We start from the raw sequence: 3,156 nt of genomic DNA on the forward strand, positions 1-3,156 counted from the left end.
CCTAAACCAGTTAACGTTTCATCCAACCATTTTGCATTGTCATAGGGTGTCTTCATTTTTTTAGTAAGAATACTTTTAGATGATTCACCGATTAAATCAATCGCATGTACACAGTAATACTTACTCCAAAAAGGAATATTCTTATACCAAATGGGTGAACCGCAACTCGCTGCATGAAGTAATACTAAAGGTGGATTTCCCTTATTTCCACTACATATAACATGACTTTCACCAAAAGTAGTAGATATATAGTGTTCAACTATTGGGGAGTTTATTAAATTCAAAGACTCTTCGTATGTTTCAAAATAATCATTTTGACTCTCGAGTGTTCTAAAGTTCAGTCCCTTTTTCATTTTCTATCTCCCATGTACTTCAAATTATAATATCATTTCCAACATGATTCAATTTATATAAAAAGACTTATCAAAATATACTATTCTAATAAGTCTTTAGTTATTTTATATATTATTCCCACTCAACCGTTGCAGGTGGTTTAGAAGTAATATCGTAGCATACTCTATTCACATGCTTCACTTCATTAACAATTCTTGTTGAAATCTTATCTAAGACTTCATAAGGGATTTTAGCCCAATCGGCTGTCATTCCATCAATTGATGTAACAGCACGAATAGCAATTGTGTAATCATACGTTCTTTGATCACCCATAACACCTACTGAACGAATATCTGGTAGGCATGTAAAGTATTGCCATATTTCTCTTTCTAGCTGAGCATTCGCAATTTCTTCTCTTAAAATTGCATCTGATTCTCTTACTATTTCAAGTTTCTCTTCAGTTACTTCGCCTAGAACACGGATTCCTAATCCTGGTCCTGGGAATGGTTGTCTCCAAACCATAGACTCAGGCAATCCAAGTTCAATACCCAACGCTCTTACTTCATCTTTAAATAAAGTATTAAGTGGTTCAATTAATTTGAATTGCATATCATCAGGTAATCCACCAACATTGTGGTGTGATTTGATAGTTTGCGCTGTTTTTGTGCCACTCTCAATAACATCGGTATAAAGAGTACCTTGTGCTAACCATTTAATATCTTCACCTTGTACAAGCTTTTTAACTTCTTCATCAAATGTATAGATGAATTCATTACCAATAATTTTACGTTTTTGTTCAGGATCACTTACACCTTTTAATTTAGTAAGGAAACGAACTGATGCATCAATCTTAGTAAGATTAATTTTCATATTCTCACCAAACATTTGCATTACGCTTTCTGCTTCACCTTTACGTAATAGTCCATGATCAATAAACATACAATATAAGTTATCACCGATAGCTTTATGTAATAAGGCTGCAACTACTGAAGAATCAACTCCTCCTGATAGTGCAAGTAATACTTTGTCCTCACCCACTTGCTTTCTGATTTTTTCAACTTCCATATCAACGAAACTTTTCATTGACCAATCATTTTTTGCTTTACAAATTTTGAACACAAAATTTTTCAACATTTCTAATCCAAATTCTGAATTTCTAACCTCTGGATGATATTGAACTGTGTAAATTTGTTTCTCAGCATTACTTGCAGCTGCAAACGGACATGTTTCTGATGAAGCATCAATTACAAAACCATCTGCTAGTTTTGATACTTGGTCGCCATGAGACATCCAAACAGTTTGTTCAAGCGGTAATCCATCAAATAGTAATGATTGATTAGAAATCTTAATTGTTGCTCTACCATATTCCTTTGTATCACACGCTTTAACGCTTCCACCATTCATATGATGAGTCATTTGCATACCATAACAGATTCCCAAGATTGGTAAACCTGCATCAAAAATGGCTGGATCACATTTAAATGAATTATCATCATAAACGCTATTAGGTCCGCCACTAAATACAATTCCCTTTACATCACCCATTGCTTTAATTTCATCAATTGTTAATGTATTAGGATGTAGTTCACTATAAACACCAAATTCACGTATACGACGTGCAATTAGCTGATTATATTGACTTCCGAAATCAAGTACAATAATTTTATCTGCCATTCTTTTTCTCCTCGAATTGTTCTTTATATTACACTAAAACAGGCTATTCGTAAATAGATTTTATTCAAGAGTTTGTTGTAGAATGCGATATTTATCTAGAACTTTCATGTAGATGACTCAGTTTGGTATCCTTTTGATTCATGAAAAGCGATAGAATGTAGCAAACACTGAAACTGATTACAAAACAAACAGGATGAACAAAGTAATAATACTTAGATAATTCTCTTCAAGTAATCCCGTGGATACTACGAATAGGAACATTTTTTGAAATTTCAAATTACTTTTCCAATCGCAATCATCATAATAATCTTCTTTTATGTTATGATTTACTCAGTAAATAGTATTCAGGAGGGTTATAACATATGCATGAAATAAAATGTCCACATTGTGGTACAACGTTTACGATTGATGAAGCAAGCTATGCGGATATTCTAAATCAAGTTCGTACCAGTGAATTTAATAATGAAATCCATGAGAAATTAGAACAAATAAAAGCTCAACATAATAGTGAAGTTGCATTAATTGAAGAAAGATCACAAAACCAATTACAAAAAGAACTTGCTAGAATGGAACAAGTTATTGCTGATTTAAAAGCAAAAAACGATGCAAGTAAACAATCCGAGATTATTGCGATTGCTGATGTTGAAAAATCTATGCGCGAAGATATCATTGAACGCGATAAACAAATCGCTTTACTTAACAATAAACTTCAAGCATTAGAAGAAAGTAAGAAAGTTGAAATCATTCAAGCATTATCACAAAAAGAAAAAGAACTTCTAGAAACTCAACACAAAATAGAGCTTCTTCAAAAAGAAACAGAAATAGAAAAAGCGTCAATCAAGGAAAAATTCGATCTTGAACTACGTCAAAAGGAAGAAACAATCGCTTTTTATAAGGACTTCAAGGCTAAACAATCAACTAAAATGATAGGTGAATCACTTGAGCAACATTGTGAAATTGAATTCAATAAACTCCGTATGACCGCATTTAGAAACGCTAGCTTTTCAAAAGATAATGATGCCAAGTCTGGAAGTAAAGGTGATTACATCTATCGTGAATGTGACGAGAATGGTGTTGAAATCATATCTATTATGTTTGAAATGAAAAATGAAGAAGAACAAACGACTACAAAAAAGAAAAATGAACATT

Annotated in this window: 3 protein-coding genes; 1 reads left to right on the plus strand and 2 read right to left on the minus strand. The window is 32.6% G+C overall.

The window, feature by feature from the left end; genetic code table 11:
- A partial coding sequence (locus RSB60_RS11355; RefSeq protein WP_442879674.1) for an alpha/beta fold hydrolase occupies nucleotides 1-353 on the minus strand: 353 nt, incomplete at its 3' end.
- 112 nt (nucleotides 354-465) lie between these two features.
- Complete coding sequence (gene guaA, locus RSB60_RS11360) at nucleotides 466-2,007, minus strand: glutamine-hydrolyzing GMP synthase (RefSeq protein ID WP_332476189.1); 1,542 nt, start codon at nucleotides 2,005-2,007, stop codon at nucleotides 466-468.
- Between the two features lie 362 nt (nucleotides 2,008-2,369).
- Between guaA and RSB60_RS11365 the strand changes: the two genes are divergently transcribed.
- Nucleotides 2,370-3,156, plus strand: a 787-nt coding sequence (locus RSB60_RS11365) for a DUF2130 domain-containing protein (protein ID WP_332616452.1), incomplete at its 3' end; no start/stop codon positions are given.

The organism is Anaerorhabdus sp. (genome assembly GCF_036657415.1).
In the GTDB taxonomy this organism is placed as follows: domain Bacteria; phylum Bacillota_I; class Bacilli_A; order Erysipelotrichales; family Erysipelotrichaceae; genus Anaerorhabdus.

What these genes read in the sequence shown, in the direction of transcription:
- guaA (WP_332476189.1), bottom strand. Translation starts at nt 2,007, where the DNA reads ATGGCAGATAAAATTATTGTACTTGATTTCGGAAGTCAATATAATCAG.